The sequence below is a fragment of the Nocardia sp. NPDC051030 genome, from assembly GCF_040683015.1.
GTDB lineage: Bacteria > Actinomycetota > Actinomycetes > Mycobacteriales > Mycobacteriaceae > Nocardia.
Genome location: NZ_JBFBCD010000010.1, coordinates 118,282 through 137,230, shown reverse-complemented (window position 1 = coordinate 137,230; position 18,949 = coordinate 118,282). Strand labels below are relative to the sequence as shown.

Annotated in this window: 22 protein-coding genes and 1 riboswitch; of the genes, 15 read left to right on the top strand and 7 right to left on the bottom strand. The window is 67.0% G+C overall.

Annotated elements, in window-relative coordinates:
- Positions 1–35 precede the first annotated feature (35 nt).
- From AB0N05_RS30990 to yidC, 4 genes are all read left to right on the top strand, one after another.
- On the top strand, positions 36–1,067 hold the full coding sequence (locus AB0N05_RS30990) for an aldo/keto reductase (protein ID WP_364700401.1): 1,032 nt from the start codon (positions 36–38) through the stop codon (positions 1,065–1,067).
- Between the two features lie 44 nt (positions 1,068–1,111).
- Positions 1,112–1,399 (top strand): putative quinol monooxygenase, encoded by a 288-nt coding sequence (locus AB0N05_RS30985; RefSeq protein WP_364700399.1) that lies wholly within the window; start codon positions 1,112–1,114, stop codon positions 1,397–1,399.
- Positions 1,400–1,580: 181 nt separating this feature from the next.
- Positions 1,581–1,880: a DUF6412 domain-containing protein gene (locus AB0N05_RS30980; RefSeq protein ID WP_364700397.1), complete on the top strand. Its 300-nt coding sequence runs from the start codon at positions 1,581–1,583 to the stop codon at positions 1,878–1,880.
- Positions 1,881–1,992: 112 nt separating this feature from the next.
- Positions 1,993–2,790 (top strand): membrane protein insertase YidC, encoded by a 798-nt coding sequence (gene yidC / locus AB0N05_RS30975; protein WP_364700395.1) that lies wholly within the window; start codon positions 1,993–1,995, stop codon positions 2,788–2,790.
- A gap of 59 nt (positions 2,791–2,849) precedes the next feature.
- On the opposite strand, the gene AB0N05_RS30970 is transcribed toward yidC, so the two are convergent.
- Positions 2,850–3,674, bottom strand: coding sequence for a PH domain-containing protein (locus tag AB0N05_RS30970; RefSeq protein WP_364700393.1), 825 nt, complete (start codon positions 3,672–3,674; stop codon positions 2,850–2,852).
- Positions 3,675–3,705: 31 nt separating this feature from the next.
- Positions 3,706–4,548 (bottom strand): LLM class flavin-dependent oxidoreductase, encoded by an 843-nt coding sequence (locus AB0N05_RS30965; RefSeq protein WP_364700391.1) that lies wholly within the window; start codon positions 4,546–4,548, stop codon positions 3,706–3,708.
- 857 nt (positions 4,549–5,405) lie between these two features.
- On the opposite strand from AB0N05_RS30965, the gene hisD reads away from it, so the two are divergent.
- The 8 genes from hisD (at position 5,406) to hisF (ending at position 12,345) form a co-directional block, all read left to right on the top strand.
- Entirely contained in the window at positions 5,406–6,743 is a 1,338-nt protein-coding gene (gene hisD, locus AB0N05_RS30960) for a histidinol dehydrogenase (protein WP_364700389.1), read from the top strand.
- The gene (locus tag AB0N05_RS30955; RefSeq protein ID WP_364700387.1) at positions 6,740–7,870 is read left to right on the top strand and encodes a histidinol-phosphate transaminase; all 1,131 of its coding nucleotides are present in this window, start codon (positions 6,740–6,742) and stop codon (positions 7,868–7,870) included. The genes hisD and AB0N05_RS30955 overlap by 4 nt, the downstream gene beginning before the upstream one ends.
- A 32-nt stretch (positions 7,871–7,902) precedes the next feature.
- Entirely contained in the window at positions 7,903–8,517 is a 615-nt protein-coding gene (gene hisB / locus AB0N05_RS30950) for an imidazoleglycerol-phosphate dehydratase HisB (RefSeq protein ID WP_364700385.1), read from the top strand.
- The gene (hisH, locus tag AB0N05_RS30945) at positions 8,514–9,155 is read left to right on the top strand and encodes an imidazole glycerol phosphate synthase subunit HisH (RefSeq protein WP_364700383.1); all 642 of its coding nucleotides are present in this window, start codon (positions 8,514–8,516) and stop codon (positions 9,153–9,155) included. The genes hisB and hisH overlap by 4 nt, the downstream gene beginning before the upstream one ends.
- 353 nt (positions 9,156–9,508) lie before the next feature.
- Positions 9,509–9,961, top strand: a complete 453-nt coding sequence (locus AB0N05_RS30940; RefSeq protein ID WP_364700381.1) for a MarR family transcriptional regulator — start codon at positions 9,509–9,511, stop codon at positions 9,959–9,961.
- 52 nt (positions 9,962–10,013) lie between these two features.
- Positions 10,014–10,745, top strand: coding sequence for a bifunctional 1-(5-phosphoribosyl)-5-((5-phosphoribosylamino)methylideneamino)imidazole-4-carboxamide isomerase/phosphoribosylanthranilate isomerase PriA (priA, locus tag AB0N05_RS30935; protein ID WP_364700379.1), 732 nt, complete (start codon positions 10,014–10,016; stop codon positions 10,743–10,745).
- A gap of 3 nt (positions 10,746–10,748) precedes the next feature.
- Positions 10,749–11,567, top strand: coding sequence for an inositol monophosphatase (locus tag AB0N05_RS30930; RefSeq protein WP_364700377.1), 819 nt, complete (start codon positions 10,749–10,751; stop codon positions 11,565–11,567).
- A 4-nt stretch (positions 11,568–11,571) separates the two neighbouring features.
- Positions 11,572–12,345: an imidazole glycerol phosphate synthase subunit HisF gene (gene hisF / locus AB0N05_RS30925; protein ID WP_364700375.1), complete on the top strand. Its 774-nt coding sequence runs from the start codon at positions 11,572–11,574 to the stop codon at positions 12,343–12,345.
- Between the two features lie 234 nt (positions 12,346–12,579).
- Here hisF and AB0N05_RS30920 read toward each other — a convergent pair whose 3' ends face one another.
- Positions 12,580–12,789 (bottom strand): hypothetical protein, encoded by a 210-nt coding sequence (locus AB0N05_RS30920; RefSeq protein ID WP_364700923.1) that lies wholly within the window; start codon positions 12,787–12,789, stop codon positions 12,580–12,582.
- 297 nt (positions 12,790–13,086) lie between these two features.
- Positions 13,087–13,263, bottom strand: a riboswitch (M-box (ykoK) riboswitch).
- Between the two features lie 99 nt (positions 13,264–13,362).
- Between AB0N05_RS30920 and hisI the strand changes: the two genes are divergently transcribed.
- The gene (hisI, locus tag AB0N05_RS30915) at positions 13,363–13,719 is read left to right on the top strand and encodes a phosphoribosyl-AMP cyclohydrolase (RefSeq protein ID WP_364700373.1); all 357 of its coding nucleotides are present in this window, start codon (positions 13,363–13,365) and stop codon (positions 13,717–13,719) included.
- A gap of 11 nt (positions 13,720–13,730) precedes the next feature.
- On the opposite strand, the gene AB0N05_RS30910 is transcribed toward hisI, so the two are convergent.
- The 4 genes from AB0N05_RS30910 to AB0N05_RS30895 all read right to left on the bottom strand — a co-directional run bounded on the left by AB0N05_RS30910 (position 13,731) and on the right by AB0N05_RS30895 (position 16,035).
- On the bottom strand, positions 13,731–14,282 hold the full coding sequence (locus tag AB0N05_RS30910; RefSeq protein ID WP_364700881.1) for a MarR family transcriptional regulator: 552 nt from the start codon (positions 14,280–14,282) through the stop codon (positions 13,731–13,733).
- Between the two features lie 135 nt (positions 14,283–14,417).
- Positions 14,418–15,032, bottom strand: a complete 615-nt coding sequence (locus tag AB0N05_RS30905; protein WP_364700371.1) for a permease — start codon at positions 15,030–15,032, stop codon at positions 14,418–14,420.
- A gap of 120 nt (positions 15,033–15,152) precedes the next feature.
- The gene (locus AB0N05_RS30900) at positions 15,153–15,611 is read right to left on the bottom strand and encodes a peroxiredoxin (protein WP_364700369.1); all 459 of its coding nucleotides are present in this window, start codon (positions 15,609–15,611) and stop codon (positions 15,153–15,155) included.
- Positions 15,612–15,738: 127 nt separating this feature from the next.
- Positions 15,739–16,035, bottom strand: coding sequence for a hypothetical protein (locus AB0N05_RS30895; protein WP_364700367.1), 297 nt, complete (start codon positions 16,033–16,035; stop codon positions 15,739–15,741).
- A gap of 187 nt (positions 16,036–16,222) precedes the next feature.
- Between AB0N05_RS30895 and AB0N05_RS30890 the strand changes: the two genes are divergently transcribed.
- Positions 16,223–17,767 carry an anthranilate synthase component I gene (locus AB0N05_RS30890; protein ID WP_364700365.1) on the top strand — a complete coding sequence of 515 codons (1,545 nt, stop codon included), beginning with the start codon at positions 16,223–16,225 and terminating at the stop codon, positions 17,765–17,767.
- On the top strand, positions 17,764–18,837 hold the full coding sequence (locus AB0N05_RS30885; protein WP_364700363.1) for a TIGR02234 family membrane protein: 1,074 nt from the start codon (positions 17,764–17,766) through the stop codon (positions 18,835–18,837). The genes AB0N05_RS30890 and AB0N05_RS30885 overlap by 4 nt, the downstream gene beginning before the upstream one ends.
- Positions 18,838–18,949 lie beyond the last annotated feature (112 nt).

Here is an 18,949-nt window from a genome sequence, read left to right as displayed (position 1 = left end):
GCCGGAACGGATCCGGCTTCGAACAGGAGATTCGAATGAACACCCGACCTTTCGGCGACACCGGCATGGACATCACCCCGCTGGGCTTCGGCACCTGGGTGATCGCCGGACCCGGCTGGCAGTACTCGTGGGGTGCCACCGATGACGCCGACTCCATCGCCGCCATCCGGCACGCGGTGGACAGCGGCCTCAACTGGCTCGACACCGCCCCGGCCTACGGTCTCGGCCATGCCGAAACCCTGGTCGGCCGCGCGCTCGCCGATCTACCCGAATCGGATCGGCCGTACGTCTTCACCAAGACCGGGCTCATCTGGGAGGACGGCGACGACCGTCAGGGCCCGCCGCGCCGCATCATGCGCCCGGAGGCCGTCCGCGCCGAACTCGAACAGTCGCTGCGCCGCCTCGGCCTCGACCACATCGACCTGTACCAGGTGCACTGGCCCGACACCGGCGCGGTCTTCGTCTACGGCGGTGAAGGCGAGGGCGTCGCCGCACCGACTCCCCTGGAGGAGTACTGGCAGGTCATGGCCGACCTGAAGAAGGAAGGCAAGGTTCGCGCCATCGGCCTCTCCAATCACAGTGTGGCCGAACTGAACCGCGCCGAGGCCGTCGCCCACGTGGACGCCATTCAGCCTCCCTTCTCCGCGATCAACCGCACCTCCGCGCCCGAAATTGCTTGGGCCCAAGCCCATTCCACCGGCGTCATCGCCTACTCTCCCCTGCAATCGGGACTCTTGACCGGCGCGTTCACCCCCGACCGAGTACTTTCCGCCGACGACTGGCGTTCCGCCAGCCCGGATTTCACCACCAACCTCCCCGCCAACCTCGCCCTGGTCGACGCCCTGCGCCCCATCGCCGCCCGTCACAACGCCAAGGTCGCGGAAGTAGCCCTGGCCTGGGCCACCTCCTGGCCCGGCGTCACCGGTGCCATTGTCGGAGCCCGCACCCCCGCCCAAATCGACGGCTGGACAGGCGCTTCCACCTTGACCCTCACCCCTGCTGATCAGGAGGAGATCGCCACCGCGATCACCACCACCGGTGCGGGCACCGGCCCCGCCCGCCCCTGACCTCAGCGAACCCACCACCCTGATTCATCCCCAAGGAGCTCCCAATGTCCCTCCACGTCGTAGCCGAACTCCGCGCCGCCACCGGCAACGAAGACCGCCTCCGCACAGCCCTCGAATCGATGATCGAACCCTCCCTGGCCGAACCCGGCTGCTACGCCTACCAACTCTTCATCAACCCCAACGACCCCACCCACCAGGTCATCGTCGAAGAATGGAAGTCCCCCGAAGCCCTCGAGGAACACTTCACCACCCCCCACTTCCTCCACGTCGCCAAGGTCCTCGAAGCGATCCTCGCCGAGCCCCTGACCATCCGCCGCCTCGTCGCCGAGTAGCCCCACCGACTCCACCCACTTCCCCCGCACTTCCCCCACCGAATCCCCTGCGATTCCCGGGCGAAGAGCCGGAGAAGTGGGTGAAGCCGTCTATGCAGAGCGCCGCAGTGGTTGAAGCGGTGAAGGTGGGGGAAGTCGTTGGGGGGTTCGCGGGGGTGGGTGGGAACTGTAGGGTGGGGGCGTGATTACGCGGGGTCGGGCTTTGGCACTCATGGTGCTGGGGCTTGTGATGTCCGCGTGGGCCGTGATCGGGTTCGGGGTGGCTGAGCCTAATTCGCTGGTGGTGTTGGGTGCCGCGGCGATTCTGGTTTTGAGTGCGGGCGTGTTGTTGGCCGCTCGCGGGCCGATGGTGGCGATTGCCGGGAGTTCGGGGCCTCCCGAGTCGGCGCGTCGGCGTCGGCGGGGAGCGTTCCTGCGGCAGAGCAATCCGGATACCGCGGGGCGGGTACGGGCTAGAGCGCCGGGGCTGGCTGCGGCCTGATCGCGTGTTGAATGCGCGGACGGGCCTTCAGCTGTCCTGATTCGCTTCGCTCGCGGTGCCATTCATTCGCCTGATTCGGCGGTGTCGCGGGTCCTCGTAGTGAGGGTTTTCCGTGCTCGATTTCGTTTACTATCCCGTGTCCGGTGTGCTGTGGGTGTGGCACACGGTGTTCGCTTCGGTGTTCGGCGCTGCCAGTGGGGTGGCGTGGGTGCTGGCGATCGTGTTCCTGGTGATTACCTTGCGCGCATTGCTGTTCCGGCCGTTCCTGGCGCAGATGAGGTTCCAGCGGGCTTTGGCCCGGATGGCTCCGCAGATGCAGGAGATCAAGCGCAAGCACGCCGGGAATACCGAGAAGCAGGCCGCCGAGATGCAGAAGTTGCAGCAGGAGAACGGGGTCAATGTCCTGCTCGGCTGCCTGCCACTCGTCGGGCAGACGCTGGTGTTCCTTGGGCTGTTCCATGTGCTGCGCTCGTTCCAGGACGCACACACCGCCAACTACGTGTTCTCCGCTGACCAGGTGGACTCGTTCCTCGAGGCGAAGCTGTTCGGGGTGCACCTCGGCGCGACGCTGTCCAGTGCCGGTGACACCTTCGGATCCGTTGCCGCGGTGGCGATTCCGCTGATGGCGATCGCCGCGATCGCCACGCATTTCACCGCGCGCTTCTCGGTGGCCCGGCAGCGGGAGACCGGTGCCGAACCCACGGCTCAGACGAATGTGATGAACATGCTGGCGCTGTGGGTCTTTCCGGCCGGTGCGCTCATCGCGGGCTTCATCTTCCCGGTGGCGATCCTGCTGTATTTCGTGGCCCAGAACGCGTGCACCTTCGCGCAGCAGCACCTGGTCCACCGCAAGCTGGATGCCGAGGCCGTGGTGGTCAGCCCAGAGTCCCGGCGATCTCCGAGGCGGTGAGCCTGGCGCACTCGTCCCGGTGGGAAATCTGAAATCGAAAACTCGAGGTCGTGGTCTGATCAGCCCAGAGTCGCGGCGATCTCGCGCGCGGTGAGCCCGGTGCGTTCGTCCGGATGGGCGATCATGAATTCGATGGTCGCCAGCAGCGCTTCCGGGCGCACCGGGAGGCCCTTGAACTTGATTCGGTAGGGGCGGCCGGTCGGGCCGTCCTTCTCGAAGGCCGTTGGCCGGGAGCCGCGGTGGGTGACCACCGCGGCTGTCCGGCAATGGAATTCGATCTGAGGGACATCGGCGCTTCCGACCCGCACCCGCTCGAGGCGGACATCGGAGATGGCATCCCAGGGGAATTCGCGATCGCGATGCGGGACGGTCAGCCGCATCCCCTCGGAGTCGATCTCCAGACGGGCACGGCTCTCGTGCACGAGCGCCCACAGGCAGACCGCCGCCACCGCGAACAAGATCAGCCCGAGCGCGGCCGCCAGCCACGCGCCCGCGCTCACACTCACCAGCAGCCACAGTCCGGCACACAGGGTCGAGCACGCGAACCAATAGAACAGCCCGTTCGTCCACAATCCCCGGGTGATCACAATGCCGTCCGACTCGAGCAGCACCGGCGGGCGCAGCATCGCGATACCCACGACCATGGCAGCAATGCAGGCGATCGACAGCAGGCACGCGAGCGCGATCCCGAACGCGCCATAGATCTCGAAACTGCCATCGCGCAACACCCGCGCACCCGCGAGCACCGCCGCCACACCCAATCCGAGCGGGATGACCCCGAGCGTGAGCCCGGCTCCCAAACTCACCGAAGGCGGGCGAGGCGCCCCGGTCGGCCAGTACCCGGCCGGTGCCGTCGTGAACTCCGCAACCGTGTCGCTCCCCATGGCTGCGGGACTCTAGCGTGCTGTGGCGCGATCACGCGAGCAGCGGCCGCACCTGCTCTCCGACAAAGCGAATGAATTCCACCGGGTCCGGGTGATCCGCGATCGGTTCCAGCACAACGGTGTCCGCGCCCGCCTCGGCATACCGGCGCACCGCATCCGCAACCGTCTCCGGCCCACCCGCGACACCCGCGCCCACCTCGGTGCCCTCACGATCCTGCGCGAGCTCGAGGCGTGCGGCGGCATCGGGCCCGGTCGCCGTGCGGACATAGACGATCACTCGATGGTCATCGGTGCGCCCAGCCTTCGCGCGCCCCTCATCGATGAGCGCCCGCGCGGAGCGAACCCCATCGGGCGAAGTCCGCGAAGTAAGAATGGTCGCATCGGCAAGCTCGCCCGCGAGTCGCACGGTGCGCGGTCCGGTGGCGGCGGCAGCGATCACGGGCGTCTCGATCGGCGGCCAATCCAAGGCCACCTCCTCGAGCGTCACGTATCGCCCTGCGACACTGACCTTCTCACCATTCAACAGCCCCCGCAGCGCACCGAGCTGTTCTCTGAGCAGCGTCATAGGCGAGTCCACTCGAGCCCCCACCTGCCCCATCCACTCCTGCACCCCATGCCCGAACCCGGGAATCACCCGCCCCGGATACATCCGCGCCAACATGGCCACTTCCATAGCCGTCAAAGCCACATTCCGCAGCGGCACCGGCATAACCCCGATCCCCACCCGAACCCGCTCGGTCCGAGCCAACACCGTTGCCGCCGAAGCAATCCCCCCACCCCAAAAACAGTCCTCCCACAACCAAAGCTCCTCCACCCCACTCTCCTCAGCCGCAACCCCCACGGCCGCAAGACGTTCAGGAGCAATCTGAGGCATCGACACAGCACCGAGAACAGTCACCCCACCAACCTATCCACCCCACCCCCACCCCCGCATCCCATTCCCCAGACCTTCCACCACCAAAAGCTCCCGCAGCCGTTGGCTGACCGCTCGATTAGTCCGTGCCGGCGCCCAACTCGGCGGCACGGCACTCGCCTCTCACCCATCGTGTGCCCGCGCCGGGGCCGCTGGCGACCGAGGGAGCAATGATGTCGGGAATCCGGACCCCACCGCCGCCAGAGCTCTCTCGGCCAATGGTCAATCGCTCGGCTCGTCCGCGCTGGGCTCGAGCCGCTGGCGGCCGAGGGAGCTGTGGTGGCGGAATTTCGGGGCATTCGACACCACCACAGCTCCCTCACCCCACCGACCACCTCTCGCGCAGATGGCCTGGGCCGCACTCATCGGCACGGCCGCCGAGCCGAGGGAGTTGTAGTGGCGGAATATGAGCGCCTTTCACGCCACCACAGCTCCCTCGCCCATTGGCCAAGCCCTCGCTCAGGTGGCCTGGGTCGGCAATCTGCGACCTCTGGGCCGGACTCATCGGCAACTGCTGCCGCACTTGGGAGCTGTAGTGGCGGAATGAGAGCGTTTTTCGCGCCACCACAGGTCCCTCATCGGTTCGGATCGCGGGTGCTTGCGGGGGATGAGAGGGATCGCGGTGTCACGCTGGTCGGATGCTGGGTGTGGGGGTGGTTGGGTGTGAGGTGGGTCGCATCTGGGGGTTGCGGGGGCGGTGGACCACGGTGGGGCGGAAAAGGGCTGGGGGCGACCGGATAGTGTGGTAGCTGGTCGTGGGCAGTTTCGGCTGCTTGCGGACCCCTTCGATTCAGCACAGACAAGGACTGCACAGCGCTATGACTAGCCGCATCGAGCTCGCCCGCACTGATCTGCGCGGACGTACGCCCACTGCCGCCGAACTGCGCGTGGCTCTGCCGCGCGGAGGGGTTGACGTGGACTCGGTGCTGCATCATGTGCGGCCGGTCGTGGAGGCTATTCGCGATCGGGGCGTGCAGGCCGCGCAGGAGTTCAGCCAGAAGTTCGATGGCGTGACCCCTGCGGTGGTGCGGGTACCCGCGGCCGAACTCGCCAAGGCGCTCGAGGAACTGGATCCGGCCGTGCGGGCCGCGCTGGAGGTCGCCATCGAGCGGACTCGCAAGGTGCACGCGGATCAGCGGCGGACCGATAAGACCACCGAGGTCGTCGAGGGCGGCACCGTCACCGAGCGGTGGGTGCCGGTCGAGCGGGTCGGACTGTATGTGCCGGGCGGCAATGCCGTCTACCCGTCGAGCGTGGTCATGAACGTTGTCCCGGCGCAGGCCGCGGGCGTCGAATCGCTCGTGGTCGCCTCCCCGCCGCAGGCGCAGTTCGGCGGACTGCCGCACCCGACCATTCTGGCGGCCGCTCAGCTGCTGGGTGTCGAGGAAGTGTGGGCGGTGGGTGGCGCGCAAGCGGTCGCACTGCTGTCCTACGGCGGCACCGATACCGATGGCGCGCAGCTCGAGCCGGTGGACATGATCACCGGTCCGGGCAATATCTATGTGACGGCCGCCAAGCGGCTGTGCCGCGGGCTGGTCGGCATCGATGCCGAGGCGGGCCCGACCGAGATCGCCATTCTGGCCGACGCCACCGCCGATCCGGTGCACGTGGCCGCGGACCTCATCTCCCAGGCCGAGCACGATGTGTTGGCCGCCAGCGTGCTCGTCACCGACAGCCCGGAACTGGCCGACGCGGTGGATGCCGCCCTGACCGCGCAAATGGCGGTCGTCAAGCACCACGATCGCGTCACGGAAGCCTTGTCCGGCAAGCAGTCCGGCACGGTGCTCGTTGATGACATCGCCCAGGGCCTGCGCGTGGTGAACGCCTACGCCGCCGAGCACCTGGAGATCCAGACCGCGAATGCCTCCGCCGTCGCCGCCCAGGTGCGCAGTGCCGGAGCGGTTTTCGTCGGCGCATGGGCCCCGGTCAGCCTCGGCGACTATTGCGCGGGCTCCAACCACGTGCTGCCGACCGCCGGATGTGCCCGGCACTCTTCGGGTTTGAGCGTGCAGACCTTCCTGCGCGGCATTCACGTCGTCGAGTACACCGAGGCGGCGCTCAAGGATGTCGCCGGGCATGTGGTCGCACTCGCCAATGCCGAGGATCTGCCCGCCCACGGTCAGGCCGTGCAGGCGCGTTTCGGGGAGCTCTCGTGAACTCTGTGACCGTTCCCGGGGCCGGTATCTCCCTGGATGATCTGCCGCTGCGCGAGAACCTGCGCGGCAAGAGCCCTTACGGCGCACCGCAATTGACGGTGCCGGTGCAGCTGAACACCAATGAGAACCCGCACCCGCCGAGCAAGGCCCTGATCGACGACGTGGCCGAATCCGTGCGCGCCGCCGCCGCCGACCTGCACCGTTACCCGGACCGCGACGCCGTCGGCCTGCGCACCGACCTGGCCGCCTACCTGACCCGGCAAACCGGTGTCGCGGTGGACGTCTCGAATGTGTGGGCCGCCAATGGATCCAATGAAATCCTGCAACAGCTGTTGCAGGCCTTCGGCGGACCCGGCCGCAGCGCACTGGGTTTCGTGCCGTCGTACTCGATGCACCCGATCATCTCCGAGGGCATCGACACCGAATGGATCGAGGCGAAGCGCAATGGCGACTTCTCGCTCGATATCGACTACGCGGTCATGGTGATTCACGATCGCCGCCCCGACGTGGTCTTCGTGACCAGCCCCAATAACCCGACCGGCCACAGCATTCCGCAGGACGACCTGGTCCGAATCCTCGAGGCCGCCCCCGGCATCGTCGTGGTGGACGAGGCATACGGCGAATTCTCCAGCGAGGCAAGCGCGATCGAGCTCATCGACCGCTACCCCGCCAAGCTGGTGATCAGCCGCACCATGAGCAAGGCGTTCGCCTTCGCAGGCGGTCGCCTCGGCTATCTGGTGGCCGCACCCGCCGTCATCGACGCCATGCTGCTGGTGCGCCTGCCGTACCACCTGTCCGTGGTCACTCAGGCCGCCGCGCGTGCGGCCCTGCGCCATGCCGATGAAACCCTCGCCAGCGTCGCCGAATTGGCGGCGCAACGCGATCGCGTCATGGCCGCCTTGCGTGACATGGGTTACGAGGTCATCCCCTCCACCGCCAACTTCGTCCTCTTCGGCCGCTTCGCCGATTCCGCCCGCGCCTGGCAGCACTATCTGGACGAGGGCGTCCTCATCCGAGATGTCGGCATCCCCGGCTACCTGCGCACCACCATCGGCCTGGTCGCCGAGAACGACGAATTCCTGCGTGTCAGCGCGAAATTGGCCGCGACCGAGCTGGTCGCCCTATGAGCGCCCGGCCTATGAAAAACATGGAAGCGAGCATGAACCGAATCGCCCGCGTGGAACGCACCACCCGCGAATCCAGCATCATGGTCGAACTGAACCTCGACGGCACCGGCAAGACCGATATCTCCACCGGCGTCCCGTTCTACGACCACATGCTGACCGCGTTCGGCCAGCACGGCAGCTTCGACCTGACCGTGCAGGCCAAGGGCGATATCGAGATCGAGGCGCACCACACCGTCGAGGACACCGCCATCGTCATCGGCCAGGCCCTGGCGCAGGCGCTCGGCGACAAGAAGGGCATCCGCCGCTTCGGCGACTCCTTCATCCCCATGGACGAAACCCTCGCCCAGGCCATCGTGGATGTCTCCGGCCGCCCGTACTGCGTGCACGTCGGCGAACCGGAACACCTGCTGCACACCGTGATTCCGTCCGCGGGCCCCGGCGCGTCCTACTCGACTGTCCTGAACCGCCACGTCTTCGAGTCGATCGCGCTGAACGCCCGCATCGCCCTGCACGTGCGCGTCCTCTACGGCCGCGACCAGCACCACATCACCGAAGCCGAATTCAAGGCGGTGGCACGGGCTTTGCGCGCCGCCGTCGAACTCGACCCGCGCGTGAGCGGCGTCCCCTCCACCAAGGGAACCCTATGAGCGCCAAGAAGACCCTTGCCTTGCTCGACTATGGCTCCGGCAACCTGCACTCCGCCGAACGCGCCCTGGTCCGCGCGGGGGCGGACGTCACCGTCACCGCCGACCCCGAAATCGCCTTGAACGCAGACGGTCTCGTGGTCCCCGGCGTCGGTGCCTACGCCGCCTGCATGTCAGGCCTGCTCGGCGTGCGCGGCGACCGCATCATCGGCAAGCGCCTCGCGGGCGGCCGCCCCGTCCTCGGCATCTGCGTGGGCATGCAGATCCTCTTCGAACGCGGCGTCGAATTCGGCGTAGAAACCGAAGGCTGCGGCGAATGGCCCGGCGTCGTCGAGCGCCTGGACGCCCCCGTCCTCCCGCACATGGGCTGGAACACGGTCAAGGCTCCCGAGGGCAGCGTCCTGTTCGCAGGCATGGACGCCGACACCCGCTTCTACTTCGTCCACTCCTACGCCGCCCAGAACTGGGCCTGGGACGACAACAACAGCAACCTGGCCCCCGCCAAACTCACCTGGTCCGAACACGGCGTCCCCTTCCTGGCCGCAGTCGAGAACGGCCCGTTGTCGGCCACCCAATTCCACCCGGAAAAGTCCGGCGATGCAGGTGCCCAACTCCTCCACAACTGGGTCCAATCCCTCTAGAGCCCACCCCGCAACCACCGAAACCCCCGCCACCAGCGGGGGTTTCGCCATCTCATCCCACCCCCACCCCAACGAGCGTCCAATGGTGCAGGCAACACGCCGCCGAACCTCTGCATGAATGAACACTCGCCATCGATCCGAGCACGAGCATGTAATGGCTGGGGCATACGTCGAGTGGCCACTCAGTCAGTGCATGCTCGTCACTTGGGCTGAAGGGTTGGGAGCAGCGGCAAGGCGTAGCGAATCTTGTTCATCGGTGGGGCCTTTCGAACAAACTGTTGGTTGATCCAACGTTGGTGGCACCAATGTATCCGATCGTGGGTGGAACCAACAAGTGTTGTTAGAGTGCGGGCATGGAGACCGCACACGAGGGAGCATCCGGCAGGCTGCGTGCGCTGCCCACACGACTGGTCAATCAGGTCGCCATACTCGCGAATCGTGCGACGGACCGAGCCCTGGAGCCCACGGGCTCGCGTCGCTACCACTACGCCCTACTCGTCACCCTCGACGAGTCCGGCCCCCTCAGCCAGGCCGACCTCGGCCGCCGCACCGGCATAGACCGCAGCGATATCGTCGCCGCCATCAACGACCTCACCGACCGCGGTTTCGTGAACCGCACCCCCGACCCCGCCGACCGCCGCCGCAACACCATCACCCTCACAAAGGCCGGAGCCACCCACCTCCACGACCTCGACGTCCGCCTGGAAGCAGCCCAATCCGAACTCCTCCCGGGCTTCACCGCCGCCGAGCGAGCCAACTTCGTACTGACCCTCACCCGCATTCTGGAAACCCACGACCGGGGCTGACCGACCCCAGGCCGACGACGGCTCGCCGATCGATAACCACTAGGATGCTCCCGTGAGTCTTGTGCTGCTACCTGCCGTCGATGTCGCCAATGGTGAGGCCGTGCGCCTGGTTCAGGGGGAGGCGGGCAGCGAAACCAATTACGGTTCGCCGCGCGATGCCGCTCTGGCTTGGCAGCATGCCGGGGCCGAGTGGGTGCATCTGGTGGATCTGGACGCCGCATTCGGCAAGGGCAGCAATCGCGACCTGCTGGCCGAGGTGATCGGTGAGCTCGATGTGAAGGTGGAGCTGTCCGGCGGCATTCGCGATGACGAATCGCTGAAGGCGGCCCTCGCGACCGGTTGTGCCCGCGTCAACCTCGGCACCGCCGCCATCGAGAACCCGGAGTGGTGCGCCCGCGCCATCGGCGAATACGGCGACAAGATCGCGGTCGGCATGGACGTCAAACTGATCGACGGTGACTGGCGGCTGCGCGGCCGCGGCTGGGTCACCGACGGCGGCGACCTGTGGGAAGTACTCGAGCGCCTCGAACGTGACGGCTGCTCCCGCTACGTCGTCACCGACGTGAGCAAGGACGGCACCCTCACCGGCCCGAACCTGGAACTGCTGACCATGGTCGCCAATGCCACCGACGCCCCGGTCATCGCGTCCGGCGGCATCTCCGTCCTCGACGACCTGCGCGCCATCGCGGGCCTGGTCGAGGAGGGCGTGGAGGGCGCGATCATCGGCAAGGCGCTCTACGCCGGCCGATTCACCCTGCCCGAAGCCCTCGCGGCGGTGCGCTAGCCCGTGACCGACCTCGACGAACTGCTCAGCATTGCCCGAGACGCACTCGACGGCGCTGCCTCGCGGTTCGTCGAGGGCGTCGGCGCACCCAGCGCGGTCCAGAAGGGCCGCAATGACTTCGCCACCGAGCTGGACCTGGAGCTGGAGCGCACGCTCTCGCGGGAACTGCTGGCGCGCACCGGGATTCCGGTGCACGGTGAGGAATTCGGTGGGCCGCAGCTGCTTTCGGGCACCGCCTGGGTGCTCGACCCCATCGACGGCACCTTCAACTATTCCTCCGGGCACCCACTGTCCGGCATGCTGCTGGCGCTGGTGCAGGAAGGTGTGCCGGTGCTGGGTCTGACCTGGCTGCCCGGCCTCGGACAGCGCTACGCCGCCCGCGTGGGCGGACCGGTCTACCTGAACGGGCAGCCCCTGCCGCGCCTGGAACCCGGCAAACTCTCCAACGCCATGATCGGCTTCGGAACCTTCAATATCGATGGGCAAGGCCGCATTCCGGGCATCTTCCGGTTCAACCTGATGGGCGCGCTGAGCCGCCTGTCCGGCCGGATGCGCATGCACGGCTCCACCGGAATCGACCTGGCCTACACCGCATCCGGCGTCTTGGGCGGGGCAGTGGTCTTCGGCCACCACCCCTGGGACAATGCGGCCGGAGTGGCGCTGGTGCGCGCCGCCGGCGGCGTGGTCACCGACCTGCGCGGGCGGGACTGGACCATCGAATCCGGATCGGTGCTGGCCGCCGCGCCCGGAGTGCACGAGGAACTACTGGACATGATCAACGACGAAGTGAGCCGCGTCGCTGACAGTTCCGACGAGAGGTAGAGCAATGACGTTGGCAGTGCGCGTAATTCCGTGCCTGGACGTGGACGCCGGCCGCGTGGTCAAGGGCGTCAACTTCGAAAACCTGAGGGACGCGGGCGATCCCGTGGAACTGGCCGCCGCCTACGACGCGCAGGGCGCGGACGAACTGACCTTCCTGGACGTGACCGCCTCCACCGGCGACCGCGGCACCATGATCGACGTGGTCACCCGCACCGCCGAGCAGATCTTCATCCCGCTCACCGTCGGCGGCGGCGTGCGCACCGTCGAGGACGTGGACCGGCTGCTGCGCGCGGGCGCGGACAAGGTGTCGGTGAATACCGCCGCCATCGCCAGACCCGAAGTGCTGCGCGAGATGTCGGAACGCTTCGGCTCGCAATGCATCGTGCTGTCGGTGGATGCCCGCACCGTGCCGCAGGGCCAGGACCCCACGCCCTCGGGCTGGGAGGTCACCACGCACGGCGGCAAGCGCGGCACCGGCATCGACGCCGTCGAATGGGCCGTGCGCGGTGCGGAATTGGGCGTCGGCGAGATCCTGCTCAACTCCATGGACGCCGACGGCACCAAGGCCGGTTTCGACCTGCCCATGATTCGCGCCGTCCGCGCCGCGGTCTCGGTCCCCGTCATCGCCTCCGGCGGCGCGGGCAAGGTCGAAGACTTCGCCCCCGCCGTGCAGTCCGGCGCGGACGCCGTACTGGCCGCCAGCGTCTTCCACTTCGGCGATCTCACCATCGGCCAGGTGAAGGACGCCATGCGCACCGAAGGCATCATCGTCCGCTGACGGCAGAAACACTTTGCGGAAATGAGCACGGCCCCCGGTGACGCACCGGAGGCCGTGCCTTTCCCCTGAGCTGTAGCGGACGAGCGGTCGGAAGCTACAGCCAGCTCTGAAACCTGTTGATGTACTGCGTCTTAGCCCACTGCACCGTGCGGCAGTATGCGAGCAGCGTTCAGCGCTTCGGTCAGGGCGTCGACGTTTCGAGGGCCTGAGTCTGCCCAGCTCGGCGGGCCGGGCCTAGCGGGGCGAGTGGTAGCCGAGGGAGGCGCTGACAATGGCCGGGGGAGTGTGGCTGGCCAGGAGGTTGGCGCGCTCTTCCGGGGTCAGGTTGGTGCGGGCCCAGATTCGGCCCGCACCGCGGCGGCAGCTGGTGAGGACCGCGGCGGTGAGGCGGGAGGGGCCGGTGCGGCGGGTTGGGGTGTTGGTGGTAAGGGTTGCGTTGGTCATGGTCTAACTCCTGAATTGCGAGTCGCAATCTGCACGCGCCGAAATGATTTCAGGGTTTGCTGGGCATGACTCACCGGCAATTGTCGTCAATAGGACAATTGTCGAAGAGAAATGCGCTGCGCCGCTGAAGAATCAGTGGGAATGCGAGCCGCGACGGGGTAAGTGAATGCAGTCGAGTGCATCCGGATGCGGACTGTCACCGGGTTTCAACTGTGGTACTCACCTCCTGGCGGCATGGGCGTACGGGGGCGCCGAAGCAGGGCACTGCAGGAGTCGCATCACGGGCAAAAAGCCTGGTGAGCACCCCTCTCGTCAGAGTTTCGGCACTACGCGACGTGTCCCGGCGGGTTAGCCGGGAAGCCACTTCGGGTTATCCCTTAATCCGGGAAAACCTGTCCTAACCTTGGGCGTCTCTCGACGTCGTCAGATCAGTGGCCTGTGTTCGCGTAGGAGCCTCACCTATCGAGGTGCATGAACTCCACCCATAGTGGTGCAGGTTTTCCATTTCGTCAAGGCGATTACCGGGCAGGGTGATTGCCGGACCGCCCGAACTCGCCCTGTATAACAGTGTGCATGAGTCTCGATCCCGCAATCGCCGCCCGCCTCAAGCGCAATGAGGACGGCCTGTTCGCCGCCATCGCGCAGGAGCGTGGCACCGGCGATGTGCTCATGATGGCGTGGATGGACGACGAGGCCCTCGCCCGCACGCTGGAAACCCGCAAGGGCACCTACTATTCGCGGTCCCGGCAGCAGTACTGGGTCAAGGGCGAGACCTCCGGCCACACCCAGTACGTGCACGAGGTGCGCCTGGATTGCGATGGCGACACCGTGCTGCTGGTCGTCGATCAGGAGGGCGCGGCCTGCCACACCGGCACGCACACCTGCTTCGACACCGATGTGCTGCTGTCCCAGGGTGATCGGCTCCTGTAACAGCTTGTGGATCAGAGCTTTTCGGTCCCGTCGGCATCGAAATGCGGTGCCTGGCGGGCGGATCGGCCGAGGCCCCGGGCCAGGCCCTTCTCCAATTGCGCCACCAGGGCCTCGCTCAATTCGAGCAACTCTTTGGTCTGGTCTTTGTCGAGACCGTCGAACACCAAGCCGCGCACGGTTTCCACATATCCGGGCGCGGCCTCGGTGACCTTGCGGAATCCCGCATCGGTGAGCACGGCCTGCGCCCCGCGGCGGCCCGTGATGGTGACGCGCTGCGCCCAGCCCAGGCGTTCAAGTTTCGAGATCACATGCGAGAGACGCGATAGCGATGCGTTTGCCTTTTGCGCAAGCTCACTCAGTTGCAACCGGTGGCCTGGTTCTTCGGAGAGCAGAGTCATCACGAAGTATTCGAAATGGGTAATCCCGGACTCACGTTGGAGCTGAGTATCCAGTGCGGCGGGGAGGCGGGTCGTGAGGGCGACAAGGGCTCGCCAAGCTCCCTGTTCCATGGGATTCAACCACTTGGTCACCGTGCCAGCCCTCTCGTAGCAGCCAAGTGACATCGTTGTGCGCTCTAACCAAACGATTGGCGGAACAGCAACACCAGTCACCCGCACGTCAAAGTTTGCCACGATTTCGCTCAGCACGCACGAGGTTGCTGAATGACGTGACATCCATCACGCGTGTCGGATGCGAATTCAGTACTCGCGCGGTTCGGCGGGATTCATCGGCGGTTCGGTCGATACGCGAGGCTTTTCCGGTTCGGTGCGCTGTTTCTCGGCACGATGGCGGCGGAATCGCCTGCGCACCAAGAGAAATGCCACCAGCAGGAACAGCACCGCCGCCGCGATCGCACCCACCAGCGCGGCCCCGCGGAATCCCGGCGCGTCGACATCGAGAATGCGTTCACCGGCGTGTGCGGCATTCGAGTTCCCGAGCACGATGGTCAGCGTCATCAAATTCGGTATGGCCGCCGCGAGGGCGAGAACGGCCGCAGCGCCCGCAATAAACGGACCGCCCCGTTTACCCCGGATCAGCACCGCCAGCAACAGCAGGAAAAGTGGCACCGCCGTACATACGGCACCCATTGCCAAACCGGACCAAATGCCCTTGGCGAAACTCCCGTGCACGTTTTCGGCGATTCGCTGCGCCCACCACCGTGGAATGAACGCGGCCAGAATCAAATACGACACCCACAGCACCACCGCGACGATCACGCCCGCGATGATCCGATTGCGCCACGTGACGAACGACGAATGCTTGCGCTCCGGCACATCTCCGCCGGGCGTGGTCACCTCGCTGGGCGTAGTCATAGACCCAGCGTATGCCGCCCCGCCCGGCGCGTCAGGCAGCGCCGCGCGGGGCCCCTCGGGTGCGCCGCTCAGGGCTCACCAACCGGGTGCCGCTCAGAGGCACCGCGAGGATTGTCCGGATCAGCCGCGCTGACGCAAGAATTCCAGGGCCTCGTCGGCGTGCACATTGGCGCGGATCTCGCTGGAGATCACCTTGGCGATCTTGCGGTCCTTGTCGATCACGAACGTGGTGCGCTTGACCGGCGCGATGGCTCCGAGCAGCCCGCGCTTGACGCCGAACTCGGCCGCCACCTTCGCGCCCGCGTCGGACAGGATCGGGTAACCCAGGCCCTGCTTCTCCGCGAATCCGGACTGCACGTCCACCGAGTCCGCGCTGATGCCGACGCAGGACGCGCCGAGCGCCTTGAATTCGCCTGCGAGATCCCGGAAATGGCACGCCTCGGCGGTGCACACCGGCGTGTTCGCGGCGGGATAGAAGAAGAGCACGACCGGCCCCTCCGCCAGCAGCGAATCGAGGGAGCGGGTGGTGCCGGACTGATCGGGAAGCTCGAAGTTGGGAGCGAGCTGACCTGGCTTCATACGCAGGAGATTACAGGCCTATTCGGAGGTCGCGCCTCCGGGAAAGTTTCGGGGGGATACCCCGGAGATGAGCGGGCCCGCGCCGGACCGGATGGTCCGTGCGCGGGCCGGAAAGCCTGCGGAGTCGCTAGACGCCGATGAGAGCGGCCACCTCGGGGTTCTTGATATCCATGACATCGAGAATGCCGTGCGCCCGCAGGAACGGCTTGAGCTCCCGAATGCGGTCGGTGTGCTCGGCATACTCCTCTGGGAAGCTACGCGGGTCGAGTGCCTCCAAGGCCTTCACATACGTGACGAACGAGGCGATGGCGGAGGCCTTGCCGCCCTGGTTCATATTCATCATCCGCGGCGGCTGACCGGGGTGCGAGCCGAGCTGCTGAGCGTGCCGGGGACCCTCCGGTGCGACCGGTTGCGAGGGGTACATCTGTGTTGAACTCCTCTCGATTGGGCGGAGCAAGATTCAGATATCCGTGCGACCTCTCATATCTGCGGGCAGAGCAGATTGCCGCGAGTGTAGTGACGACCGCATCGAGTATTCGCGGCCGGTGGCGCTTCGGCTGGGCGGGGAGCGCGAATTACATACCGGTAGGTGGGCCTGGAATGATGGGTGCATGAGCGGCACGTCGACCACCTCCACCACCTCCCGTGAACAGTTCCGTCTGCTCGCGGCCGATCACCGGGTCGTACCGGTGATTCGAAAGGTGTTGGCGGACTCCGAGACTCCTCTTTCGGCCTATCGCAAACTGGCCGCGGACCGGGCGGGAACCTTCCTGCTGGAGTCCGCGGAGAACGGCCGCTCCTGGTCTCGATGGTCGTTCATCGGCGCGGGCAGCCCGACCGCATTGAGCGTGGTCGACGGCGAGGCGGCCTGGCTCGGCCAGACTCCGGCCGACGCTCCGGCCGGTGGTGACCCCCTCGCCGCGCTGCGCGAAACCCTGCAGGTCCTGCGCACCGAACGCCTGCCCGGATTGCCGCCTTTGACCGGCGGCATGGTCGGCTACCTCGGCTATGACGCGGTCCGCCGGATGGAACGCCTGCCCAGCCTGGCCGACGACGACCTCGAACTGCCCGAGATGGTCCTCATGCTGGCCACCGATCTGGCCGCCTTCGACCACCACGAGGGTGCGATCACGCTCATCGCGAATGCCGTGAACTGGAATGGCACCGACGAGCGCGTGGACGAGGCCTACGACGACGCGGTCGCCCGCCTGGACCGCATGACCGAGGCCCTGGCCGCGCCCGCCGATTCCACCGTGTCGGTGTTCGACCGCCCCGAGCCGAACTACCGCCGCCAGCGCACCTCCGAGGAATTCGGGGCCGGGGTGCGCCGCCTGATCAAGGAGATCGAGGCGGGCGAGGCGTTCCAGGTGGTGCTCTCGCAGCGCTTCGAAATGGAGTACGGCGGCACCCCGATCGACCTGTACCGCATGCTGCGCGCCTCCAACCCGAGCCCGTACATGTACCTCATGCACATTCCGGACGGCTCCGGCGGCACCGCCTTCTCCATAGTCGGATCCAGCCCCGAATCGCTCGTGACGGTCAAGGACGGGGTCGCGACGACCCATCCCATCGCGGGCACGCGCTGGCGCGGGACCACCGAGGAGGACGATCTCCTCCTCGAAAAGGGCCTGCTCGCCGACGAGAAGGAGAACGCCGAGCACCTCATGCTCGTCGACCTCGGCCGCAATGACCTCGGGCGCGTCTGCGAGCCCGGCACCGTGCGCGTCACCGAGTACCGCCACATCGAGCGCTACTCACACGTCATGCACCTGGTCTCCACGGTCTCCGGCCGTCTGGCCCACGGCAAGATCGCCCTCGACGCCGTGAACGCCTGCTTCCCGGCGGGCACCCTCTCCGGCGCACCGAAGGTCCGCGCCATGGAGTTGATCGAGGAACTCGAAACCACTCGCCGCGGCATCTACGGCGGCGTGGTCGGCTACCTCGATTTCGCGGGCGACGCCGACACCGCCATCTGCATCCGCACCGCCCTCCTCAAGAACGGCACCGCCTACGTCCAAGCGGGCGCGGGCGTCGTAGCCGACTCCGACCCCGACTACGAGGACGTCGAATCCCGCAATAAGGCCATGGCCGTCCTGAAGGCCGTCGCCGCCGCCGAAACACTGCGGGCCTACAAGCCGAACGGTGACGGGCAATGACCGATCCGAAGCCCACCCCGGCCTCGGAAAGCACGGCGGCACAGCACGACTCGCAGACCCCCGAACCGGCCTCGGCGGACGCGGCTGCCTCGCAGCGTGATTCGGACGGTCGCGAGGCCGACCGGAAGGCCGCGGCCGCCGACCGTGCCACCGCCGAGGGCGATGCGCGATCCGCCGCCGCGGAGACCGCCGCCCTGGATGCTGAGCTGCGCTCTGTCGCAGCAGATGTCGCGGCCGCCGAATCCGATGCGGCGGCGATCGAATCCGACGTCGCGGGGATCGAATCGGATGTGGCAGCCGCCGAATCGGATGCGGCCCAGGCCGAGGCGGACGCGCGAGCCGCTGAGGCGGACGCTGCGGCCAAGCGGCGCAAGCCGATCGGTGCCGTGGCGTTGCTGGCGATCGCGGCGGGACTGCTGTGGGTGGCGTCGCGGATGACGTGGGTAAAGCTCGATGTCACCAGTGAGCTCGGGCCGCCACGCACCGTGAATCTGGGCGGTGCGACGTGGTTCGGCGCATTGACCCCACTGGCGCTGGCGCTGGTGGCCACCATGGCCGCGGTGTTCGCCGCGAGAGGCTGGGTGCGCCGCATTCTGGGTGTTGTGGTGGCGGTGCTGGCCGCGGTGTCCGCCGTGCCCGCGTATGCGCTGCTCATGGGGCAGGGCAAGACCGTGGAGCGGGCCGGGCGGCTGGCCGAGTTGCGTACTTGGGAGCATGCGGACAAAGCTGATACCTCGTCGCTTCCCGCGGTGCTGACGCTCATCGGCGCGGTGGCCGCGTTCGCGGCCGGTGTCCTGCTCACGCGCATGCCCGCCGAGTCCGCGCGAATGTCCGGGAAGTACGACAATCCGGTCTTCCGGAAGTCGGCGGCGGCCGAACAGGTTGCCGAACATCACGCCCATGCTCAGGGCGGGGAATCCGGGTCACAATCCGGGCCGCGCGAGCAGTTGTCGGGCCGTGTGCTCTGGGATGCCCTGGATGCCGGTGCGGATCCGACCGACGATGAAACCAATGCCCCTGCCGCACACGATGATCCAGGTAGCGGGGCAGCGGGCCACAAGCCCGCGTGAACAGGAAGTTGGAGCAGCGTTGCTCCTGGTTCCGCCCCCGCCGTCAGCGGCGGGAACATAGCCATTTACTCTTTCAGTCATCGGTGAGACAGCGCCTGGGGGGATTCTCAGG

Coding starts and splice junctions, on each gene's coding strand:
- AB0N05_RS30990 (WP_364700401.1), top strand. CDS start 36: ATGAACACCCGACCTTTCGGCGACACCGGCATGGACATCACCCCGCTG.
- AB0N05_RS30985 (WP_364700399.1), top strand. CDS start 1,112: ATGTCCCTCCACGTCGTAGCCGAACTCCGCGCCGCCACCGGCAACGAA.
- AB0N05_RS30970 (WP_364700393.1), bottom strand. CDS start 3,674: ATGGGGAGCGACACGGTTGCGGAGTTCACGACGGCACCGGCCGGGTAC.
- AB0N05_RS30965 (WP_364700391.1), bottom strand. CDS start 4,548: ATGCCTCAGATTGCTCCTGAACGTCTTGCGGCCGTGGGGGTTGCGGCT.
- hisD (WP_364700389.1), top strand. CDS start 5,406: ATGACTAGCCGCATCGAGCTCGCCCGCACTGATCTGCGCGGACGTACG.
- hisB (WP_364700385.1), top strand. CDS start 7,903: ATGAACCGAATCGCCCGCGTGGAACGCACCACCCGCGAATCCAGCATC.
- hisH (WP_364700383.1), top strand. CDS start 8,514: ATGAGCGCCAAGAAGACCCTTGCCTTGCTCGACTATGGCTCCGGCAAC.
- AB0N05_RS30940 (WP_364700381.1), top strand. CDS start 9,509: ATGGAGACCGCACACGAGGGAGCATCCGGCAGGCTGCGTGCGCTGCCC.
- hisF (WP_364700375.1), top strand. CDS start 11,572: ATGACGTTGGCAGTGCGCGTAATTCCGTGCCTGGACGTGGACGCCGGC.
- AB0N05_RS30920 (WP_364700923.1), bottom strand. CDS start 12,789: ATGACCAACGCAACCCTTACCACCAACACCCCAACCCGCCGCACCGGC.
- hisI (WP_364700373.1), top strand. CDS start 13,363: ATGAGTCTCGATCCCGCAATCGCCGCCCGCCTCAAGCGCAATGAGGAC.
- AB0N05_RS30910 (WP_364700881.1), bottom strand. CDS start 14,282: ATGTCACTTGGCTGCTACGAGAGGGCTGGCACGGTGACCAAGTGGTTG.
- AB0N05_RS30905 (WP_364700371.1), bottom strand. CDS start 15,032: ATGACTACGCCCAGCGAGGTGACCACGCCCGGCGGAGATGTGCCGGAG.
- AB0N05_RS30900 (WP_364700369.1), bottom strand. CDS start 15,611: ATGAAGCCAGGTCAGCTCGCTCCCAACTTCGAGCTTCCCGATCAGTCC.
- AB0N05_RS30895 (WP_364700367.1), bottom strand. CDS start 16,035: ATGTACCCCTCGCAACCGGTCGCACCGGAGGGTCCCCGGCACGCTCAG.
- AB0N05_RS30890 (WP_364700365.1), top strand. CDS start 16,223: ATGAGCGGCACGTCGACCACCTCCACCACCTCCCGTGAACAGTTCCGT.
- AB0N05_RS30885 (WP_364700363.1), top strand. CDS start 17,764: ATGACCGATCCGAAGCCCACCCCGGCCTCGGAAAGCACGGCGGCACAG.